General features: G+C 60.8%; 17 protein-coding genes and 1 tRNA gene. 2 read left to right on the plus strand and 16 right to left on the minus strand.

Annotated features, from left to right (window positions below; all coding sequences use genetic code 11):
* Nucleotides 1-282 precede the first annotated feature (282 nt).
* Together RLEG4DRAFT_RS28895 and mnmA are read right to left on the minus strand one after the other, a co-directional pair.
* A tRNA-Met gene (locus RLEG4DRAFT_RS28895) sits at nucleotides 283-359 on the minus strand.
* Between the two features lie 135 nt (nucleotides 360-494).
* Entirely contained in the window at nucleotides 495-1,694 is a 1,200-nt protein-coding gene (mnmA, locus tag RLEG4DRAFT_RS28900) for a tRNA 2-thiouridine(34) synthase MnmA (protein WP_003582098.1), read from the minus strand.
* A 509-nt stretch (nucleotides 1,695-2,203) separates the two neighbouring features.
* Here mnmA and RLEG4DRAFT_RS28905 point away from each other — a divergent pair.
* A complete protein-coding gene (locus RLEG4DRAFT_RS28905; protein ID WP_003582099.1) occupies nucleotides 2,204-2,467 on the plus strand; it encodes a hypothetical protein in 264 nt (87 codons plus the stop codon).
* 81 nt (nucleotides 2,468-2,548) lie between these two features.
* On the opposite strand, the gene serA is transcribed toward RLEG4DRAFT_RS28905, so the two are convergent.
* From serA to ybgC, 14 genes are all read right to left on the minus strand, one after another.
* Nucleotides 2,549-4,144 (minus strand): phosphoglycerate dehydrogenase, encoded by a 1,596-nt coding sequence (gene serA, locus RLEG4DRAFT_RS28910; protein WP_003582100.1) that lies wholly within the window; start codon nucleotides 4,142-4,144, stop codon nucleotides 2,549-2,551.
* 146 nt (nucleotides 4,145-4,290) lie between these two features.
* Nucleotides 4,291-5,469, minus strand: coding sequence for a phosphoserine transaminase (locus RLEG4DRAFT_RS28915; RefSeq protein ID WP_003582101.1), 1,179 nt, complete (start codon nucleotides 5,467-5,469; stop codon nucleotides 4,291-4,293).
* Between the two features lie 183 nt (nucleotides 5,470-5,652).
* Nucleotides 5,653-6,489, minus strand: coding sequence for an outer membrane protein (locus tag RLEG4DRAFT_RS28920; protein WP_003582102.1), 837 nt, complete (start codon nucleotides 6,487-6,489; stop codon nucleotides 5,653-5,655).
* A gap of 265 nt (nucleotides 6,490-6,754) precedes the next feature.
* Complete coding sequence (gene glmM, locus RLEG4DRAFT_RS28925) at nucleotides 6,755-8,107, minus strand: phosphoglucosamine mutase (RefSeq protein ID WP_003582103.1); 1,353 nt, start codon at nucleotides 8,105-8,107, stop codon at nucleotides 6,755-6,757.
* Between the two features lie 242 nt (nucleotides 8,108-8,349).
* On the minus strand, nucleotides 8,350-10,281 hold the full coding sequence (gene ftsH / locus RLEG4DRAFT_RS28930) for an ATP-dependent zinc metalloprotease FtsH (RefSeq protein ID WP_003582104.1): 1,932 nt from the start codon (nucleotides 10,279-10,281) through the stop codon (nucleotides 8,350-8,352).
* Between the two features lie 97 nt (nucleotides 10,282-10,378).
* Entirely contained in the window at nucleotides 10,379-11,716 is a 1,338-nt protein-coding gene (gene tilS / locus RLEG4DRAFT_RS28935) for a tRNA lysidine(34) synthetase TilS (protein ID WP_003582105.1), read from the minus strand.
* Nucleotides 11,717-11,727: 11 nt separating this feature from the next.
* On the minus strand, nucleotides 11,728-12,717 hold the full coding sequence (gene ybgF / locus RLEG4DRAFT_RS28940) for a tol-pal system protein YbgF (protein ID WP_003582107.1): 990 nt from the start codon (nucleotides 12,715-12,717) through the stop codon (nucleotides 11,728-11,730).
* A gap of 159 nt (nucleotides 12,718-12,876) precedes the next feature.
* Nucleotides 12,877-13,410 (minus strand): peptidoglycan-associated lipoprotein Pal, encoded by a 534-nt coding sequence (pal, locus tag RLEG4DRAFT_RS28945; protein WP_003566326.1) that lies wholly within the window; start codon nucleotides 13,408-13,410, stop codon nucleotides 12,877-12,879.
* Nucleotides 13,411-13,562: 152 nt separating this feature from the next.
* Nucleotides 13,563-14,870 (minus strand): Tol-Pal system beta propeller repeat protein TolB, encoded by a 1,308-nt coding sequence (gene tolB, locus RLEG4DRAFT_RS28950; RefSeq protein WP_003582110.1) that lies wholly within the window; start codon nucleotides 14,868-14,870, stop codon nucleotides 13,563-13,565.
* A 20-nt stretch (nucleotides 14,871-14,890) separates the two neighbouring features.
* On the minus strand, nucleotides 14,891-15,304 hold the full coding sequence (locus tag RLEG4DRAFT_RS28955) for a TonB C-terminal domain-containing protein (protein WP_003582112.1): 414 nt from the start codon (nucleotides 15,302-15,304) through the stop codon (nucleotides 14,891-14,893).
* Nucleotides 15,305-16,444 (minus strand): hypothetical protein, encoded by a 1,140-nt coding sequence (locus tag RLEG4DRAFT_RS28960; RefSeq protein ID WP_003582113.1) that lies wholly within the window; start codon nucleotides 16,442-16,444, stop codon nucleotides 15,305-15,307.
* Between the two features lie 8 nt (nucleotides 16,445-16,452).
* On the minus strand, nucleotides 16,453-16,908 hold the full coding sequence (gene tolR / locus RLEG4DRAFT_RS28965; protein WP_003542730.1) for a protein TolR: 456 nt from the start codon (nucleotides 16,906-16,908) through the stop codon (nucleotides 16,453-16,455).
* 18 nt (nucleotides 16,909-16,926) lie between these two features.
* Nucleotides 16,927-17,646 (minus strand): protein TolQ, encoded by a 720-nt coding sequence (gene tolQ, locus RLEG4DRAFT_RS28970; protein WP_003582115.1) that lies wholly within the window; start codon nucleotides 17,644-17,646, stop codon nucleotides 16,927-16,929.
* A gap of 374 nt (nucleotides 17,647-18,020) precedes the next feature.
* The gene (gene ybgC, locus RLEG4DRAFT_RS28975; protein WP_003582116.1) at nucleotides 18,021-18,476 is read right to left on the minus strand and encodes a tol-pal system-associated acyl-CoA thioesterase; all 456 of its coding nucleotides are present in this window, start codon (nucleotides 18,474-18,476) and stop codon (nucleotides 18,021-18,023) included.
* A 161-nt stretch (nucleotides 18,477-18,637) separates the two neighbouring features.
* Between ybgC and RLEG4DRAFT_RS28980 the strand changes: the two genes are divergently transcribed.
* Nucleotides 18,638-19,858 (plus strand): NAD-dependent epimerase/dehydratase family protein, encoded by a 1,221-nt coding sequence (locus RLEG4DRAFT_RS28980; protein WP_003582118.1) that lies wholly within the window; start codon nucleotides 18,638-18,640, stop codon nucleotides 19,856-19,858.
* Nucleotides 19,859-19,923 lie beyond the last annotated feature (65 nt).

Raw genomic sequence — 19,923 nt, forward strand, 5'->3', positions numbered from 1 at the left:
TTGCTTTTGGCGCTCTACAGATAGTCCCATTCTCTTCGGCGTTAATGCATGTCGCCCGGAAGTGTATAGTGGTTCCGGAATAACGACATGCATCAAACCGAAGAGCTAAAGCGCGCCGCATGAATCCAGTTCATGCGACGCGCCTTATCGGAAATCCTGCAGATCAGAGCCGGACTGATTGTCCCCTCGCCCACGTCTGGCGCTGCGACCGATGTGCTACTGCGGCCGCGGCAACCGGCTCAAAATCGAGCCGCAAATATCGCTAATTCTGCAATGAAGAAATGGTAGCGGAGGAGGGATTTGAACCCCCGACACAAGGATTATGATTCCTCTGCTCTGACCTACTGAGCTACTCCGCCACTAGTCAAACGATGCCTGCTCGCGAAGCGTGCCGGCTCGTGGGATGAGCGGCTTATAAGGTGCGCCTCGGCTTTGTGTCAAGCGCATGATGGAGAAAAACGGTGGGCTTTGATGCCCGCGCTCTCCTGTTGATTTCAGGCGGCGACGGGGCTGGACAAAAGAGCCTTCAGCGAGGCCTCGGCTGAAGGTTCGCGCTCTGAGCGCTCGATGAAGCCGCCGCCGAAGACGCGGGCGTCGTCGCCGGGTGCCGAATAAAGCGCGCAGGCCTGACCGGGCGCGATACCCGCTTCGCCGACCGTCAGGTCGACATAGGTGCCGGTGGCATCGACATGCAGCACGGCAGGCGCCGGCGCCCGTGTCGAGCGGACCTTGGCGTAGCAGGCAAAGCCCTTGCCGGAGGCGGCGTCAGCAAGCGTCTCGTCGCCCAGCCAGTTGACATCACGAAGGTAGACGCGGTGCGTTTCCAGCGCCTCTTTCGGTCCGACGATGACGCGGCGTGAGCGGGCATCGAGAAAGACCACATAGAGCGGCTCACCGGTGGCGATACCGATGCCGCGGCGCTGGCCGATCGTGAAGTGCAGAATGCCTTCATGACTGCCGAGCACGCGGCCGTCGAGATGGACGATCTCGCCGGCGAGCGCCGCATTCGGCTTCAGCTTGGTGATAACGTCGGAATATTTGCCCTGCGGCACGAAGCAGATGTCCTGGCTGTCGGCCTTCTTGGCGACGACGAGGCCCATCTCTTCAGCAAGCCTGCGGGTCTCGGCCTTCGGCAGGCCGCCCAGGGGAAACCGAAGATAATCGATCTGTTCCTGCGTCGTGGCGAAAAGAAAATAGCTCTGGTCGCGGTCGGCATCGGCCGGGCGGTAAAGCGCGCGGCGGCCCGGATGCTCCTGCGACGGGTTCGGCCGCGAGCGGATATAGTGGCCGGTCGCCAGCGCATCGGCGCCAAGCTCCTTGGCGGTCGCCAGCAGATCGGCAAACTTGACGGTCTGGTTGCAGGACACGCAAGGGATCGGCGTTTCGCCGGCCACATAGCTTTCGGCGAAGGGATTGATCACCGTCTCGCGAAAGCGCTTCTCGTAATCGAGCACGTAATGCGGAATGCCGAGCGTTTCGCAGACGCGGCGCGCATCGTCAATATCCTGCCCGGCACAGCAGGAGCCGGCACGGTGAACGGCGGCCCCATGGTCGTAAAGCTGCAGCGTAATGCCGAGCACATCGTAACCCTGCTGTTTGAGAAGGCCGGCGACCACGGATGAATCGACGCCGCCCGACATGGCGACGACGACACGGGTCTCTTCCGGCTGCTTGTCAAAATCCAGTGTGTTCAACGGTGGTGCCAAATTTCTGCGTGGGTCACGATCCGCCCTTGCGCTGCAATTGCGGCGGATTTGCCGATATCAGGCGGGATCGCCCGCCATTTCTCGATGAGCAACCGATATAGAAAGGATTGTATCGGGACGCAAGAGGCGGCCTCGGAGGGCGGATTTGGAATTGCCGGACAAAAACAAGGCGCAGCTTAAGCCACGCCTTGGAAGCGGGGGGTGCGGCTCAGGTGCCGATCAGCTTGTTGCAGGCGAATGCGATGCCCGGATTGGCGATGATGGCGGTCAACAGCGCCAGTCCGATTATCGAGAATGAATAGCGTTTCATAAACATCCTCCTTTTCCAGCCCATGGGAATTATGCCGGTTCGGCCCCAATTCTCAAAATAACGAATGCTTGAGCAGAAACGCTGAACCGAAAATCAACCGACAAAATATTTAAGCGCCATGGAACATTTCTTTCCATCACGCGTTGCGGGTGATCAATGTCGCAATCGAATTTCTGCGGAGGGTTGCATGGCCAGGTTCGGAACGACAGCGGATTACAGCAGGATCAGACACTGGATTGAGGAACGCGGTGGCCATCCCGCCCGTATCAAGGACGCCCGGGATAGCGAAATTGTCGGCATCGATTTCTCCTCGGAACCAATGGAAGAAATTTCCTGGGACGAATTCTTCGAGGGTTTTGACAGCAGCCGGCTCGCTTTTCTTCATCGCACGAAGGCGCAGGACGATGCCGCACGTCTCGGCCGGATCGTCCGCCGACGCAAGCACCACTGAATTTTTCCGATTCCCGATGCAGCAAAAACCCGGCGCCGTTTCCAGCGCCGGGTTTCTCCGTTTTCCTTGGGAGGAGGAAACTCAGTCGATATTGAAGGTGAGCAGCTTTGCCTGGCGGATCGCCTGGTGGGCTGTCAGCTGTCCAAGCACGGCTTCGTCCACGTCGCCGTCGACATAGAGCAGCGCGATGGCGTCACCGCCCTGCTTGTCGCGGCCGAGCTGGAAGTTGGCGATGTTGACGCCGGCAGTACCAAGCGTCGTGCCGATGAAGCCGATCATGCCGGGAACGTCGGTATTGGTGATGTAGATCATGTGCGAGCCGACATCGGCATCGAGATTGATGCCCTTGATCTGGATGAAACGCGGCTTGCCATCCGAAAACACCGTGCCGGCGACGGAACGCGTCATGCTTTCGGTCGTCACCGTCAGCTTGATATAACCGTCGAACACGCCCGTCTTGTCACGCTTGACCTCAGAAAGCACGACGCCCTTTTCCTTGACCATGATCGGCGCCGAAACCATGTTGACGTCGGCAACCTGTGGCCGGATGAGGCCGGCGAGCACGGCGCTCGTCAGCGCCCGCGTGTTCATGTTGGCGGTGATGCCGTCATAGAGGATTTCGATTTCCTTGATCGGCTCCTCGGTGACCTGGCCGACGAAGGCGCCGAGCACATCGGCAAGGCGGATGAAGGGCTTCAGGATCGGCGCTTCCTCAGCCGTGATCGACGGCATGTTGATGGCGTTGGAGACAGCACCCTTGACGAGGTAATCCGCCATCTGTTCGGCCACCTGCAGCGCGACGTTTTCCTGCGCCTCGGTGGTCGAGGCGCCGAGATGCGGCGTGCAGACAACATTCGGCAGGCCGAAGAGCGGGCTTTCCTTGGCCGGCTCGACCTCGAACACGTCGAAGGCGGCACCGGCGACATGGCCGGACTTGATGGCTTCGGCAAGGGCTGCCTCATCGACCAGGCCGCCGCGGGCGCAGTTGATGATGCGCACGCCGGGCTTGGTCTTTGCCAGCGCTTCCTTGTTGAGGATGCCGCGCGTCTTGTCGGTCATCGGCACGTGCAGCGTGATGAAGTCGGCCCGGGCGAAAAGCTCGTCCAGCTCGACCTTGGTGACGCCCATCTCCTCGGCGCGCTCCTTGGAGAGGAACGGATCGTAGGCGACGACATGCATCTTCAAGCCGATAGCGCGGGCGCAGACGATCGAGCCGATATTGCCGGCGCCGATGACGCCGAGCGTCTTGCCGGTGATCTCGACGCCCATGAATTTCGACTTTTCCCATTTGCCGGCCTGCGTCGAGGTATCGGCTGCCGGAAGCTGGCGGGCGACGGCAAACATCAGCGCGATCGCGTGTTCGGCAGTGGTGATCGAGTTGCCGAAGGGCGTGTTCATGACGATGATGCCGCGGCGCGAGGCGGCCGGAATATCGACATTGTCGACGCCGATGCCGGCGCGGCCGACAACCTTGAGGTTCGTCGCCCCTTGGATGATCTTTTCCGTCACTTTGGTGGCGGAGCGGATGGCCAGACCGTCATATTTGCCGATGACGTCGAGCAGACGGTCCTTGTCCTTGCCGAGCTGCGGTTCGAAATCGACTTCGACGCCGCGGTCGCGGAAAATCTGGACGGCGGTTTCCGACAATTCGTCGGATACGAGAACGCGAGGTGCCATTGTGGCCTCCTTCTAAAGTGTTCAGCGATGGATGAAATCGGGAATGCCAGAGCATGATGCCGAAAAGTGTCGGCGGTTTTCGGACGACACCATGCTCTAATTCTTTGATTCGGCTCCGCCCGGTGGCGGAGCCGAATGCGATCACGTCAGGCGGCCGCCTGAGCGAGCTGCGCCTTCTGTGTTTCGAAGGCCCAGGAAAGCCACGGCATCAGCTTCTGCATGTCGGATGCCTCGATCGTGGCGCCGGCCCAGATGCGCAGGCCGGACGGCGCGTCGCGGTAGTGCCCGACGTCATAGGCGACGCCTTCCTTTTCCAGGAGGCCGACCAGTCCCTTGGCGAAAGCCGCCTGGCCGTCTTCGTCGAGGGCTGCGATGTCGTTGTCGACGATCTTCAGGCAGACGGAGGTGTTGGACGCCGTTTCCGCCTTGACGGCAAGATTAGCGATCCAATCGTTTGCCGCGACGAAATCGTGGATAACCTTCGCATTGGCATCGGCACGGGCAATCAGCGCCTTGAGGCCGCCGAGGCCCTTGGCCCAGACCAGCGCATCGATATAGTCCTCGACGCAGAGCATCGACGGCGTGTTGATCGTTTCACCCTGGAAGATGCCTTCCGTCAGCTTGCCGCCCGAGGTCATGCGGAAGATCTTCGGCAGCGGCCAGGCCGGCGTATAGGTGGTGAGACGCTCGACGGCGCGTGGCGAAAGAATGATGACGCCGTGTGCGCCCTCGCCGCCCAGAACCTTCTGCCAGGAGAAGGTGACGACATCGAGCTTGGCGAAATCGAGGTCCTGAGCGAAAGCAGCCGAGGTGGCATCGCAGATCGTCAGGCCCTTGCGGTCGGCAGGGATGAAATCGGCGTTCGGCACGCGCACGCCCGACGTGGTGCCGTTCCAGGTGAAGACCACATCGCGATCGAAATCGACGGCGGAGAGATCGGGAAGCTCGCCGTAACCGGCTTCGAGCCTGCGCACGTCCTTGAGCTTCAGCTGCTTGACGACATCGGTGACCCAGCCGGCGCCGAAGCTTTCCCAGGCGAGCATGTCGACGCCACGTTCGCCGAGCAGCGACCAGAGCGCCATTTCGACGGCGCCGGTATCGGACGCCGGAACGATGCCGATGCGGTAATCCGCCGGCACGTCGAGAATTTCACGGGTAAGGTCGATGGCCTGCTTGAGCTTGGTCTTACCGACCTTCGCGCGGTGCGAACGGCCAAGGGCCGCGTCGGAAAGGGCGTCGAGCGACCAACCGGGGCGCTTCGAGCAGGGGCCAGAAGAAAAATGAGTATTCTGCGGACGGATGTCCGGCTTTGCGGTCTTCGCCATGATGCTATCCTCTCAGATAGAAAGCCCTTCGTTGGGGAAGGGTGTCCCGCCGCCGTGTGTATGGATTGCCGGCGCCATAGTCAAGATCGAAGTGTCGCAGAGAGAGGATAATTTGACGCAGGCACGCTTGACGCAGCAAAAAGCCGCCCGGGCGGGCGGCTTTCTGAAGAGGGAGAATTGAGCTTACTTGTAGACCGCCGGCTGCAGCGGAATTTCCGGCGGCGGTTCGTAGCTCGCCTGGGCGCAGCCGCCGAACAGATAGCGGGCACCGACGCGGGCTTCGTGGACGCTAAGACCCTTGTCGCGGCCGGGGCCGCCGTTTTCGGCGTAGCCGAACATGTTGCCGCCATCGATATGCAGGTAACGGTAGCCGACATCGGCCTTGACGTTGCAGGTGACGTCGATCGAGGCGCCGGCCATGAGGGCGTAAGTAAAGCGCCAGTTGCCCTTGCCGCCATGGGTGACCTGGTCATCGCAGAAGCTGCCGTCATCGGCGCAGGCAACGTTGCGGAGGTTCTTCCACTTTACGTAGGAACCGCCGATACCGGCGCCGACGTAAGGGGTGACGTAGCCATAGGTTCCGAGATCGACGTAAGCGTTGGCAAGCAGCGTGTAGGCGGTCAGCGAAGAGCGGTCGCTCGACGTGCAATCCACCAGGGGGAAGCCGCATTGTCCAACCGTCGAGCCCTTGAAATCAGCCTGCGTCAGATAGTCGAAGGTCAGATCGGTGCGCAGATAGCTGTTGATCTGATAACCGACACCGCCGCCGATCGTCCACGCGTCGTCCAGATCGGCACGATCGAAATCGACCTCGGTGGCGTTACTGCCCTGGAAATAGCGCGCGCCGCGCAGATCGGTGAAGGCATAGCCGACATCGCCGCGCAGGTACCAGCCGGTTGCTTCGGTGACCGTTACCTCGGGCGGCTGCTCCGGGATCGGTTCGGCGGGGGCGAGGTCCGCGGAATAGGCGTTTGTCGCGATCAACAATGCGGCGAAGATGCCGGACAAGCTTCTTTTCATGGATCCCACTCCAAATTCGTTGGGTCGGCAGGCTGAAGTCGCTGCCAAACTGATACGCTTCGGATGGATAATGAAGGGGAAACGTTAAAAGCTGCTTAACCACGATTATTTACCGTATTTTGCAGATACTCCCGAAAGAAAAACAGGGATCGCAGCGATAAGAATTACTGCCTGCGGCGACTATAGAATCTGGCTGAACCAAATGCGCATAACGAAAAAGCCGGCGCATGCGCACCGGCTCCTTCGGTAATCTATTTTCACAGCGTCAGGCGGCAGTCCGCACGTTCGAGATCGTGCCGATCAGCTCGTTGACGATGCGCTCGATCTGGGCGCGGTCGTCGCCCTCGGCCATGACGCGGATCAGCGGCTCGGTGCCCGAGGGGCGGATGACGAGGCGGCCGTTCTTGGCGAGTTCGGCTTCGGCATCGGCGATCGCCTTCTGCACCTGGATATCCTCCAGCGGCTTGCCGCCGCTGATGCGGACGTTGCGCAGGAGCTGCGGCACCGGCTCGAAGCGGCGGCAGACCTCGCTGACGGTCCGGCCGGTCCGCTTGACCGCGGCCAGAATTTGCAGCGCTGCAACCAGACCGTCGCCGGTCGTGCCGTAATCCGAAAGCACGATGTGGCCCGACTGCTCGCCGCCGACATTGTAATTGTGCTGGCGCATGTGCTCAACGACGTAGCGGTCGCCGACCCGCGTGCGGGCAAGCGCCATGCCGCGCTCATCGAGGAAGCGCTCGAGGCCGAGGTTGGACATCACGGTGGCGACGATGCCGTTGCCGCGCAGCTGCTGGCTCTCGGCCCAGCTCTCGGCGATGACGGCCATAAGCTGGTCGCCGTCGACGATGGAGCCGTTTTCGTCGACGATGATGACACGGTCCGCATCGCCGTCGAGCGCGATGCCGATATCGGCACGCACCTCGTCGACCTTCTTCTGCAGCGCAACCGGGCTGGTGGAGCCGCAATTGAGATTGATGTTGGTGCCGTTCGGCTCATTGCCGATGGTGACGACTTCGGCGCCGAGTTCCCAGAGCACGGCAGGCGCCACTTTGTAGGCAGCACCATTGGCGCAGTCGATCGCGATCCTCAGCCCCTGCAGCGTTACGTCGCGCGGCAGCGTACGCTTGGCATGTTCGATATAGCGGTCATGCACGCCATCGACGCGCTTGGCGCGCCCGATGTCGTCGGATTTGGCAAGCTGGGCGTTCAGGTCCTTTTCGAGCAGATCCTCGATCTCGGCTTCGAGGTCGTCGGAAAGCTTGTAACCATCAGGGCCGAAGAGCTTGATGCCGTTATCCTCATAAGGATTGTGCGAAGCCGAGATCATCACGCCGATATCGCAGCGCAGCGAGCGAGTCAGCATCGCGACGGCAGGCGTCGGAATCGGGCCGAGAATAAAGGCATCCAGACCGGCAGCCGTGAAGCCCGCGACCATGGCATTCTCAAGCATATAGCCGGAAAGACGCGTATCCTTGCCGATGACGACGCGGTGGCGGTGGTTGCCGCGGCGGAAGATCGTGCCGGCGGCAATGCCGACCCGCATGGCGAGATCCGGCGTCATCGGGAAGACGTTGGATTGGCCGCGAATTCCGTCCGTACCGAAATAGCGTCTCTTCATCTGCACTCCTGCGCTTTCCGCGCGCCATTCAAGGCAGCGCACCGTTCCAAGCGAATCCGGCTTCCATGGAATGTCGTCAATCCAGGAGCGTGATTCATGCTTGCCTCAATTCAGCGGAATGCCACAAAATGCGGCGAACGGCACGTAAATTAGCAAGAAAAATGATTATATCCCGTTACCAATAGAAAAGGCCGGATCTCCCGCTGGGGAAATCCGGCCTTGTTCAAGATCGTCCTAGCCGCTCAATGCGGCTGCGGTTCGAGGCCGGCCTCGGGCTCATCACCCTTGGTGGCGGGCCGTGCGCCGGCTTTCGGAACTGCCGAGCCGCGGCTTGGCGGCGAATCATCGCCGAGATCGCGGGAGGGCTTTTCGCCGCGGATCAGCGCCTTGATCTCTTCACCGGTGAGCGTCTCGTATTCGAGAAGACCTTCGGCAAGAGCGACGAATTCGTCGTGCTTATCCGTCAGGATGGTGCGGGCCTGCGTATAGGCTTCGTCGATCAGGCGGCGCACTTCATTGTCGATCTTCTGCGCGGTTGCTTCCGAAACGTTCTTCGACTGCGAAACCGAATGCCCGAGGAAGACTTCCTGCTGGTTCTCGCCATAGGCGACCTGACCGAGCTGATCTGAAAAGCCCCATTGCGTGACCATCGCTCGGGCAAGCTTGGTGGCCTGCTCGATGTCGGAGGAGGCACCCGAAGTGATGTTCTCCTTGCCGAAAGTGAGCTCTTCGGCGACGCGACCGCCCATCATGATGCAAAGCCGCGAGACCATCCACTTGTAGCTCATCGAGTAGCGATCGCCCTCGGGAAGCTGCATGACCATGCCGAGCGCACGGCCGCGCGGAATGATCGTCGCCTTGTGCAGCGGATCGGCGACGGCGACATTGAGCGCGGTGATGGCGTGGCCGGCCTCATGGTAAGCGGTGAGCTTCTTTTCCGCCTCGGTCATGGCCGAGGATCGGCGCTCGGCGCCCATCATGATCTTATCCTTGGCGTCTTCGAATTCCTGCATGGTGACGACGCGCTTGTTGCGGCGGGCGGCCATCAGGGCGGCTTCGTTGACGAGGTTCATCAGGTCGGCGCCGGAGAAACCGGGCGTGCCACGGGCGAGAACCTTGAGATCGACATTCGGCGCCAGCGGAACGTTGCGGGCATGCACCTTGAGGATGCGCTCGCGGCCGACGATATCCGGGTTCGGCACCACGACCTGGCGGTCGAAACGGCCGGGACGCAACAGCGCCGGGTCGAGCACGTCGGGACGGTTGGTGGCGGCGATCAGGATCACCCCTTCATTCGCCTCGAAGCCATCCATTTCCACAAGCAGCTGGTTCAGCGTCTGCTCGCGTTCGTCATTGCCGCCGCCGAGACCGGCGCCGCGATGGCGGCCGACGGCATCGATTTCGTCGATGAAGATGATGCAGGGCGCATTCTTCTTCGCCTGCTCGAACATATCGCGCACGCGGCTGGCGCCGACGCCGACGAACATTTCGACGAAGTCAGAACCTGATATGGTGAAGAAGGGCACGTTGGCTTCGCCGGCAACCGAGCGGGCGAGCAGCGTCTTGCCGGTGCCCGGAGGGCCGACGAGCAGCACGCCGCGCGGGATCTTGCCGCCGAGACGCTGGAACTTCTGCGGATCCCGCAGGAATTCGACGATTTCTTCGAGATCCTGCTTGGCCTCGTCGACACCGGCGACGTCCTCGAAGGTGACACGGCCATGCGCTTCGGTGAGCAGCTTGGCCTTCGACTTGCCGAAGCCCATTGCGCCACGTGAGCCGCCCTGCATCTGCCGCATGAAGAACAGCCAGACGCCAAGAATGAGCAGCATCGGCAGCAGCGTTCCGAGGTAGCTCAGAAAGCCGGAGGAACCATCGGTCTCCGGACGCGCGGTGACAGCAACGTTTTTGGCCTGCAGGCGGTCGAGCAAGCTGTCGTCGATGACGGGCGAATAGGTCTGGAAGTTATTGTTATTCTCCAGATATGTTCCGCTCAGCCGATTGCCGGTGACCACGACATCCTTCACGCGGCCCGCATCGACCTCACGCAGAAACTGCGAATAAGGGATTTCGCGGGAGCCCGTTTGCGCCGGCGCCGTCTGGAACATACTGAAAAGGGCGATCAGCAGAAGCGCTATGATCGCCCACAAGGCGAAATTACGTAAGTTAGGGTTCATTGAACTCCCCAGCACTGGAACAGCCGCCTCATGGCGACCGTCTTATTCGTTTCTAACATAGGGTTGCGCCGTGCGATTGCCAAGGCGATCCCCCAGGTCAGATGGTTTTTCCGTCAATACTTCTTAAAGGCGGCCTCGCATAGGGCGCCGTCGCGAAAACCGCCGAAAGCCTGTTGGCAAAGATGAAGTCAAATCGTGTCAAAAAGCGGTCGAAGGGTGCGAAATAGGGCGTGAGATCGATCGCTCCGGCGGATTCCGGAGATAATGGGGCCCCTCCAGCGGATAAAGCCGGTGCCGACGCGATGGCACGGTTCCATGCGGCTTTGGGAAGGTGCTCAAAATGATCCTCCCTCATTCCTGTCCTCGGGCTTGCGGCGGCCTCGATTTCAATCGATACGTCAAGTCCGTTGCTGACAATAAACCTCCCATCCCACTCCCCCGCCTCCCCCGGCGGCAGAACCAGAGGCAATATCCCCCGGCTCTCGCGGGAAAAATAAAGCCCGTCCCGCCTGAGGTCGAACACCACCCTGCCGACAGTCATCCGTCCCGGTTCGCCGCTGGCGGCAAACAGCAGCAAGCGCTCCATCTGTGCCCTGCCCGGCACAAACGGCTGCCCGCCCAAAACCGCCGTCAGACGGCCAAGTACATAGTCGAGCAAAGCGCGATCCTGCCGCAACCCGTCAGGCATCACCTGCCCGAGCAAACCGCCGTGAAGCCGGAAATGACGATCCAGCCATTCTGCTCCTCTGGACGACAGAGCCAGCCGCTCGTCCCAAGCCGCGCGGATATCCTTCTCCGTGCCTCTCTCGGCCGTAAGCTGCCGGCGCGTCCGCACGCGCTCGTATTTCATATCCTCGTTGCTCGGATCGTCGACCCACCTCACGCTCCGCTCTCTGAGTAAAGCCCGGATATCTGTCCGGGTGGAAAAAAGAAGCGGGCGCAAAATCCAGAAACGCCGGTCGAAAAGCACCGCATCGGCAATACCTGAGGAAACCTGCTCCGTCCGCATGCCGCGCATGGCAAGCGTTTCGCGCTGATCGTCGAATGTATGGCCGGTGACGATGAGATCGGCTGTAACGCTTTCTGCGGCATTGGCGAGCAGGCCATAACGCGCCTCGCGGGCTGCAGCCATGATACCGGCCTTCGGCTTGGCGCCTTGCCAAGTCATTATGGTGTGGGGAATACCGAGCGATGTGCAGAGGGCTGCGACCTCGCGCGCCTCGTCTGCGGAGCCGGCGCGCAACGCATGATCGACGGTCGCAGCGCATAGGGAAATTTTGAGATTCGGCGCGGCCTTCCCGGCTTCATCGAGAAGGAAAAGCAGGCCGGTGGAATCGCTGCCGCCCGATATCGCGACGAGAATGCGTGCGGGGCTTTGAAGCGATGTGAGAAACTGGAGGATCGCCTCTCGCGGCGATCGGGCTTCCGGAGACATGCCGGAAGACCTTAGCAGGCGAGGCGCTTCTGTTCGCTCGCAACCTTGCTTATGACGGCACGCGAAGCCTTCGGATAACGCTTCGAGACTTCGCGCAACGTCGCACAAGCCGTCTCCTTATTATCGAGGGCGGCAAGCGACATGCCGAGCTTCAACAGCATCTCAGGCGCCTTTTCCGATGTGCCGTATTTCTGGTGCGCATTGAGGAAGGTTTTCGCCGCCTCATTGTACTTGCCCTGGGAATAGAGCGCTTCGCCGAGCCAGAAATTGGCGTCCGCTGCCCGCGCGCTGCTCGGGTAGCGGGTGATGTACTGGGTGAATTCCTGTTCGGCCGTGCTGTAATCGCCGGACAAGACGTGACCATAGGCCGCCTTGTACTGGTCCGCCTCACCACCGAGCGAGGCGGTCTGCTGCGGCGCGCCGGGAGTAGCGTCGGGGATAGGGCCGGAGCCCACTCCCGCATTGTCATCGACGGTTCCGCCGATCGGATTGCCGTTCTGATCGAAATCGATCGAGCCGAGCTCCTTCGGCGGCTGGCCGAGACCACTATTGCTGGGCACGTTGGTGGAGGGAGCCGTTTCGGCTCCCTGTGGTGCCTGGATCACCCTGGCAACGTCGTCACCGCCGGACGCTGCCGGAGCGGCATCGGTCTCGCTCTTCTTGACAGGAGCTTTGGCGCCACCGCCGCCGGCACCCGTCTTTTCCAACTGCTGAAAGCGGAATTCATTGTCTTCCTGCTGCTTGCGGATCGTCTCCTGCATTTGCAGCAATTGGAAGCTCATCTCCTCGATCCGCCCGTTCAGCTGCCGCAGCTGCTCTTCGAGCTGTTGCACGCGAACCTCTGCATCACCGCTCTGCACCTTGACAACCGGCGGCGCCGCTTGGTTTTCCGCAGACCGGCCGCCGAGATGCAGCCCAAAGAACGAGGCGGAATAGGCCGCCCGTTCGCTCCCGGTCACAGCCGCGAGGCACAGCATGCCTGCCACGACAAGTTTCTTCATATGTATCGTCCTGTCCCAGTGATTCTTCGCACCTCGATGGCACGAACAGGAGATTTTTCCAATTGCTTTCAAAAAGCAACGGAGTCTGGCCAAAGTGTGGTCAAAAAGAAAGGCGGCCCCCGAGAGGACCGCCTTCCGAAAGCGCACTGAATCGGCAGATTACATGCCGGCGCCGCCGAGAACCGTGACCGCGCGGCGGTTCTGCGACCAGCAGGAAATATCGTCGCAGACGGCAACCGGACGTTCCTTGCCGTAGGAGATCGTCTTCAGGCGCTGCGCCGGGACACCACGCGAAGCAAGATAATCCTTGGCGGCAGCCGCACGGCGGGCACCGAGCGCGAGGTTATATTCGCGTGTGCCGCGTTCGTCGGCATGGCCTTCGACAGTGATCTGATAGTTCGGGTAGCGGCCGAGCCACTGGGCCTGACGGTCGAGCGTCTGCGAAGCATCGGCGCGGATCGACGAGGAGTCGGTATCGAAGAAGATGCGGTCGCCGACATTGACCGTGAAGTCCTGGGCCGAGCCCGGCGTGGCGGAACCGCCCGCGCCGCCGCCGAGACCGAGATCACCGGCGCTGTTCGGCGGCTTCTTGGCGCAGCTTGCCAGCGCGAGACCGGCGACCAGCGCGATCATGACGGGGTTGCGGGCGAAATTCTGCATGCGGCTCATTGCCGGGGTATGAATTCGGCTCATGGCCGGTCTCCTTGCGGGTTCATTAGGGTTTCTGGACAGTAACCGCACTCGGTTAACTGCCCCTCAAAAATTATGGTTAACGAATTACTGATTTGTCCCTTTGTCGCTCGGTTCCATGACTTTGGGACGAGATGAAGGCAGCAGCGCATTGCCTACTCCATAAGCGGCGACCAAGCCGGGTCGGAACCGTAGCTCGGCGTCTTCACAAGCTGTTCGTTGTAACCGGTCAGATCGATCGAATAGAGCTGCGGACCGCCTGAGCCTGCCGCCTGACGAAAGAACATCAGCACGCGGCCGTTCGGCGCCCATGTCGGGCCCTCATTGTGGAAGCCGGTCGTCAGGATGCGCTCGCCCGAACCATCCGGCTTCATCACGCCGATCGAGAACTTGCCGCCGGCCTGCTTGGTGAAGGCGATCAGATCGCCGCGCGGCGACCAGACCGGCGTCGAATAGGAACCGTCGCCGAAGGAAATGCGGGTCTGACCGGAACCATCGGCATTCATCACATAGATCTGCGGCTTGCCGCCGCGGTCGCTTTCGAAGCTGACGCGCGCGCCGTCAGGCGAATAAGAGGGCGAGGTGTCGATCGCAGCGGTCGAGGTCAGGCGCGTCGTCGTGCGCGAGCGCAAGTCCATCGTATAGATGTTGGAATTTGCATCCTGCTGCAGGCTCATAATCACCTTCTGACCATCGGGCGAAAAGCGCGGCGAGAATGTCATGCCCGGGAAATTGCCGACGACCTCGCGCTGCCCGGTTTCCAGCTGCAGCAGATAGACGCGCGGCTGCTGGTTGGCAAAAGACATGTAAGTGACTTCCTGCCGGCTCGGCGAGAAGCGCGGCGTCAGCACGAGATCACTGCCATCGGTCAGCATGCGCACGTTGAAGCCGTCCTGGTCCATGATCGCCAGCTGCCGCTTGCGCTGCTGCTTGGTGCCGGATTCGGAAACGAAGACGACACGAGTGTCAAAATAACCTTCCTCACCAGTGATCTGCTTGTAGATCGCATCGGCGATGATGTGCGCCACACGGCGCCAGTTCTCCGGCTGCGTATAGAACTGCTGACCGGTCATCTGCTGCCCGGCGAATGGGTCCCAGAGCCGGAATTCGGCGCGAAGACGACCATCCGCTTCCTTGGTAACCCGGCCGGTGACCAGCGCCTGGGCGTTAATGACCTTCCAGTCCTCGAAACGCGGCGCGGCATCCGGATTGGAGATCTTTTCGATAAAGGCCGTCTTGTTGATCGGGGCAAACAGGCCGGAACGCTGCAGGTCGGCGGCGATGACTTGCGAGACCTGCGCGCCTATGTCGCCCTGGAAGTCAGTCACCGCAATCGGCATCGGCTGGACATTGCCTTTTCGGATGTCGAGGGTAACTAGCGCGTTGGCCGGCGTCGCGAAGACGGCAGCGGTCATCAGACCAGCTGCGACCAAAATGGCGCGAAAAAAGGAATATTTTGTCATACCAAACAGCCTTTCAGCATCTATGGAGTCGGATCGCCGGTTTCGAAGCGCAGGACGACTTCCCTCCAGGAATCGTATTTATCTTTCGGAAGCATGGTGAATGGCGACGAGCGCTGCACCGCCCGGAGAGCTGCAGCCGATAGGCTTTTGCGAGCAGCTTCGTTGCCGCCCGAGGCTGTTACCTCGGGTGAACCAACGATCGCCCCGTTCTTATCGAGCCGCAGATTGATGTTGATCACGACTCTGCCGTCCGTCGCCTGCCCGGGAGGAATATTGAAGGACGAAGCAATAACGTGCTGTAAATCCATGGCTGACTTCTTGGAGGTCGCCGCGTCGACCGACTGTGCCAACACCTCAGGCGCACAAGCCAGAATCGCTCCAAGCATGATAGCGGCTGCAAAAGACATGTTGCCATGGGACAGATCCGTCAGCATCTAGATTCCCATAGAACTCGGATCGAAATTTAGGTCGAACTCATTCCAAGCCTCATACTTGTCCTTCGGAAGCATCGAGAAGGGGGCGGATTTCATGACAGCTCTATAGGCCCCGCCTTCCAACGCACGGCGTGTGGCATCGCTGCCGCTGCCGCCCGATGACTCGACTTCTGGCTGGCCGATAATATTGCCATCCTTGTCGAGTTTCATATGCACCTTGATGACCATGCCGGAAAGGCCTTCCATCCCCGGGGTGACAAGCCAGTTCCCCTCGATCAAGCCGCGCACCGCATCTTCTTCGCTCTGGCTGAGCTTGGAACCACCATTGCTCTTCTTCGCACCAAGCGACGCTTCCTGCGTCGAGCGCTTGGCGCCGCCGGCGGAAGGATCAGTCTTATTCAGCAGCGCAGCAACCTCGTCGGCATTGAAGTCGCTCTTCATCGATGAGGCCGATTTCGCTGTTTCCTGCTTCTTGTCGGCCTTCTTCTTGTCGGTCGGTGTGTCGGCAGTCTTCGGCTGGTCCGGGGTCTTTTCCGGCGGCTTTTCGGCGGGCTTCTGCGGTTCCGGCGGCTTCACCTGCGGTTTGGCGACTGGGGTCGGCACATTGTCGGGCAGCGCCTCGGCGTCCGGCTTCGGCGGCTCCTCAGGCTTGGCCTGTTCTTCCGGCGGCTTTTCCTCGGGCTTCGGCGGCGTCACTTCGACGGGCTTCGGCGGCGGAATGGAAGCGACCTCCTTCGGCTGCTCGACTTCCGTTTCCTCCTTGACGATGTCCTTGACATCATTCGGCTTCGGATCGGTCTTCGGCATCGGCTTTTCGCTCGAATTCGCCGCGGCAGCCTCGCTATTGCTCGGCTTGGCATTCGGCACCGGCGGCGTTTTCAGGTCGACATTGTTGTCGCCGGCGTTCTCCGCGGGTTGGGCGATCGGCGGGCGCGTCGTCGGCACGGGCGCAGACGTCTCCTTCTTCGGAGCTTTCTTGTCGCCCTGCTGCATCTGGGTAATGGATTCCACCGGCACGAGATCGACCGGCATCGCTTCGAAATCCTCCACCTTGAAGGATTCCGGCGCACTGAGCGACACCATCGCCCAGGTAAGCACCAGGCAGTGCAGGACAGCAGATGTGACGACGCTGGTCTTCATCTTGAACGCTATTGGTCCTTCTTCTGCTGCGTCACGAGGCCGATATTCTTGAAGCCTGCGCCCTGGATGCGCGCCATGACGTCGGCGATGACGCCATAGGGTGCCGTTGCGTCGCCGCGCACGAAGATCCGTTCGTTATAGCCGGTCGTGGCGATCGCCTCGAGCTTGGCGGCAATCTCGGCGGCCGGGATCGGCGTTTCCTGCAGGAACACTTCGCCGTCATTCTTGACGGAGATGGTGATCGGCTGCGTCTCGGAATTCAGCGCCTTGGCCTGCGTTTCCGGCAGGTCGATCGGCACGCCGACGGTCATCATCGGTGCTGCGACCATGAAGATGATCAAAAGCACGAGCATGACGTCGACCAGCGGCGTCACGTTAATTTCGGAGATTACGGCCCTGTTCCGACCGCCGCGACGGCGGCGTCCGCCGCCCCCGCCGCCATTGCCTCCAACAGCCATACCCATGTCAGTATACTCCGTTGGTTACTGAGCGGCAGCGCGCGGCTGCAGTTTCTCGTCGATCTGGCGCGAAAGTATGGCGGAGAATTCATCCGCGAAACCTTCCATGCGGCCCGAGAGCTTGCCGGCATCGGCTGAGAACTTGTTGTAGGCGATAACCGCCGGGATAGCGGCAACCAGGCCGATCGCGGTGGCAAGCAGCGCTTCGGCGATACCGGGCGCCACGACCGCAAGGTTGGTCGACTTCGAACCGGCAATGGCCTGGAACGAGGTCATGATGCCGACGACCGTGCCGAAGAGGCCGATGAACGGTCCGGCCGAACCGATCGTTGCCAGTGACCCGAGACGGGCGCCGAGAAATTCCGATTCGCGTGACAGCGTCACGTCCATCGCCCGATCGATACGCATCTGCAGGCCGATCGGCGAACGGGCGCCGCGTTCGAAGGATTTCTTCCACTCGCGCATGGCGGCCACGAAGATCGCCGCCAGCCCCGTATTGTTGCGTTCCGACAGCGAGCGGTAGAGTTCTTCCAGCGACTGGCCCGACCAGAACACCTGCTCGAACTTGTCGAACTGGCGTCGTGCGCGGCCATAGGCCAGGTATTTGTCGATGACAATCGCCCAGGTCCACACCGAGGCCGCGATAAGCCCGAGCATGACGAGCTTGACGACGATACCGGCCTGCATGAAAAGCGACCAGAGGCTGACGTCCGTCGTTGCTGCTGCTAATCCTACTTGTTCCATTGATCCAAAATCCCCGAATCCAAACGCCCGGTGCTGGACCGGGCGGCACAAACTGATCTCGCAAGAAGTGTCCGGCGGCCGCCGCCCAAAGCCCTGGTCAAACTTCCAAGCTCATCTTCCGCCTTCTTGCCGTCAAATTTGGTCAAAGGAAGGCGTGCACCGCACAAACTCCGACTTTCCCAGTAAGACACTATTATGGTTAATAGATCGTTAGTGCCGGACTGTGACAGTAAGCCTGTGTTTGGAAGATTTCGTTCCATGGTTTACTTGACCGGAGCAAGATCCGGTTGCCGAAAGAGCGTTCATCCTGCGGCGCGGGAATTCCTTCACATAAACTCAAGTTTTGGCAAGCCTGAATTCCGGGCGATTCGCGCCTATAGCGGCGTGCTGCCTTCCAGGAATTTTGCCGCCAGTGTTTCCGGCAGCCGCCGCGGCCGCCCCTTGGCGTTGATGACGGCGATGATCACCTTGGCGGCGATCAGCAGCGTCTCGCCCGAACGGATCTGCTGATTGAGCACCATCTTGGCGCCGCCGGCTTTTTCCGTGTGCGTCAAGATCGTCAGCACATCGTCCATGCGCGCCGGGCTCTTGAAGTCGATCTCCATGCGGTGGACGACGAAGACCAGGCCCTCCTCGTCGGCGCTGATCAGCTCGCGCTGCTCGACGCCGAGGCAGCGCAGATAATCGGTGCGGCCGCGCTCGAGGAAATGCAGGTAGCGGGCGTGATAGACCAGGCCGGAGAAGTCCGTATCCTCATAATAGACCCGTTGGACGAGGCGGTGTCCGGCTTCCGTCAGCTCTCCCGAAATGGAAAAAGGGCGTTCCGTCATAATTTTCTCCAAACTTCGGTGCCCTCTTTGGCGCAACGCTTTCCGCCAGGCAAGCATTGAATGCCCGACCGGCAGGCGTTGAATGCCCAGCCGGCAGGCGTTGAATGATTGTCATAATTCCTAACTATTCCCGATAACGAACGAACCAAGGAGACGAAGCGATGAAGATTGCGGTTATGGGTGGAGATGGCTTCATTGGCTGGCCGACATCGCTGCATCTCTCCGATGCCGGTCACGACATCCATATTCTCGACAATCTCTCGCGCCGCTGGATCGACACCGAACTCGGCGTTCAGTCGCTGACACCGATGGATTCGATCCAGGAGCGTACCCGCATCTGGCATGCCGAAACCGGACGCCGCATCCACTTCAACTTGATCGATCTCGGCAAGGACTACGAACTCCTGAAGAACTGGCTTTCCGAGCATCGGCCCGATGCCGTCATCCATTTCGCCGAGCAGCGCGCCGCGCCCTATTCGATGAAGAGCGACCGCCACAAGAATTACACGGTCAACAACAATGTCAGCGCCACGCACAACCTCTTGAACGCGCTGACCGAGCTCAATCTCGACGCCCATCTCATCCACCTCGGCACCATGGGCGTCTATGGCTATTCGACAGTGGGCGCAGCGATCCCCGAAGGTTACCTGCCGGTCGGGATCGAAACCGCGGCTGGCGAAACGGTCAGCCAGGAGATCCTCTATCCCTCCAATCCCGGCTCGATCTACCACATGACCAAGTGCCTGGATCAGCTTCTCTTTCAGTTCTACGCTAGGAACGACGGCCTGAGGATCACCGACCTGCACCAGGGCATCGTCTGGGGCACACACACCGAGCAGACGCGCCGCCATGCGCAGCTGATCAACCGTTTCGATTACGACGGGGATTACGGCACGGTGCTCAACCGCTTCCTCATCCAGGCGGCGATCGGCTATCCGCTGACTGTGCACGGCACCGGCGGTCAGACCCGCGCCTTCATCCATATCCAGGATTCGGTGCGCTGCATCGAGCTGGCGCTTGAGAATCCGCCCGCCCGCGGCGCGCGCGTCGAAATCTTCAACCAGATGACGGAAACCCACCGGGTGCGCGACCTCGCCCAGATGATCGCGGGGATAAGCGGCGCCGATATCGCCTGGCTGCCCAACCCGCGCAAGGAAGCCGCCGAGAACGAGCTGATCGTTCAGAACGAGAAATTCCGCATTCTCGGCCTCGAACCGATCACCCTCGAAGCAGGCCTGCTCGGCGAGATCGTCGACGTCGCCAAGAAATTCTCCTATCGCGTCGACCGCTCGCGCGTGCCTGCTGTTTCCGCCTGGACCAAGGACATTGCCGCGACGATCAATCACGATCCGGAAGGCAAGCGGCTGAAGTCGGTGTCGTGAGCGATGAGATATGACGAACGCTAGGGAGCCTGCGGCCAACCCACAAATTCACCCTCATCACGTCA

This window comes from Rhizobium leguminosarum bv. trifolii WSM2297 (assembly GCF_000271845.1).

Coding starts and splice junctions, on each gene's coding strand:
- RLEG4DRAFT_RS28905 (WP_003582099.1), top strand. CDS start 2,204: ATGGCCAGGTTCGGAACGACAGCGGATTACAGCAGGATCAGACACTGG.
- serA (WP_003582100.1), bottom strand. CDS start 4,144: ATGGCACCTCGCGTTCTCGTATCCGACGAATTGTCGGAAACCGCCGTC.
- RLEG4DRAFT_RS28915 (WP_003582101.1), bottom strand. CDS start 5,469: ATGGCGAAGACCGCAAAGCCGGACATCCGTCCGCAGAATACTCATTTT.
- RLEG4DRAFT_RS28920 (WP_003582102.1), bottom strand. CDS start 6,489: ATGAAAAGAAGCTTGTCCGGCATCTTCGCCGCATTGTTGATCGCGACA.
- glmM (WP_003582103.1), bottom strand. CDS start 8,107: ATGAAGAGACGCTATTTCGGTACGGACGGAATTCGCGGCCAATCCAAC.
- ftsH (WP_003582104.1), bottom strand. CDS start 10,281: ATGAACCCTAACTTACGTAATTTCGCCTTGTGGGCGATCATAGCGCTT.
- tilS (WP_003582105.1), bottom strand. CDS start 11,716: ATGTCTCCGGAAGCCCGATCGCCGCGAGAGGCGATCCTCCAGTTTCTC.
- ybgF (WP_003582107.1), bottom strand. CDS start 12,717: ATGAAGAAACTTGTCGTGGCAGGCATGCTGTGCCTCGCGGCTGTGACC.
- pal (WP_003566326.1), bottom strand. CDS start 13,410: ATGAGCCGAATTCATACCCCGGCAATGAGCCGCATGCAGAATTTCGCC.
- tolB (WP_003582110.1), bottom strand. CDS start 14,870: ATGACAAAATATTCCTTTTTTCGCGCCATTTTGGTCGCAGCTGGTCTG.
- RLEG4DRAFT_RS28955 (WP_003582112.1), bottom strand. CDS start 15,304: ATGCTGACGGATCTGTCCCATGGCAACATGTCTTTTGCAGCCGCTATC.
- RLEG4DRAFT_RS28960 (WP_003582113.1), bottom strand. CDS start 16,444: ATGAAGACCAGCGTCGTCACATCTGCTGTCCTGCACTGCCTGGTGCTT.
- tolR (WP_003542730.1), bottom strand. CDS start 16,908: ATGGGTATGGCTGTTGGAGGCAATGGCGGCGGGGGCGGCGGACGCCGC.
- tolQ (WP_003582115.1), bottom strand. CDS start 17,646: ATGGAACAAGTAGGATTAGCAGCAGCAACGACGGACGTCAGCCTCTGG.
- ybgC (WP_003582116.1), bottom strand. CDS start 18,476: ATGACGGAACGCCCTTTTTCCATTTCGGGAGAGCTGACGGAAGCCGGA.
- RLEG4DRAFT_RS28980 (WP_003582118.1), top strand. CDS start 18,638: ATGAAGATTGCGGTTATGGGTGGAGATGGCTTCATTGGCTGGCCGACA.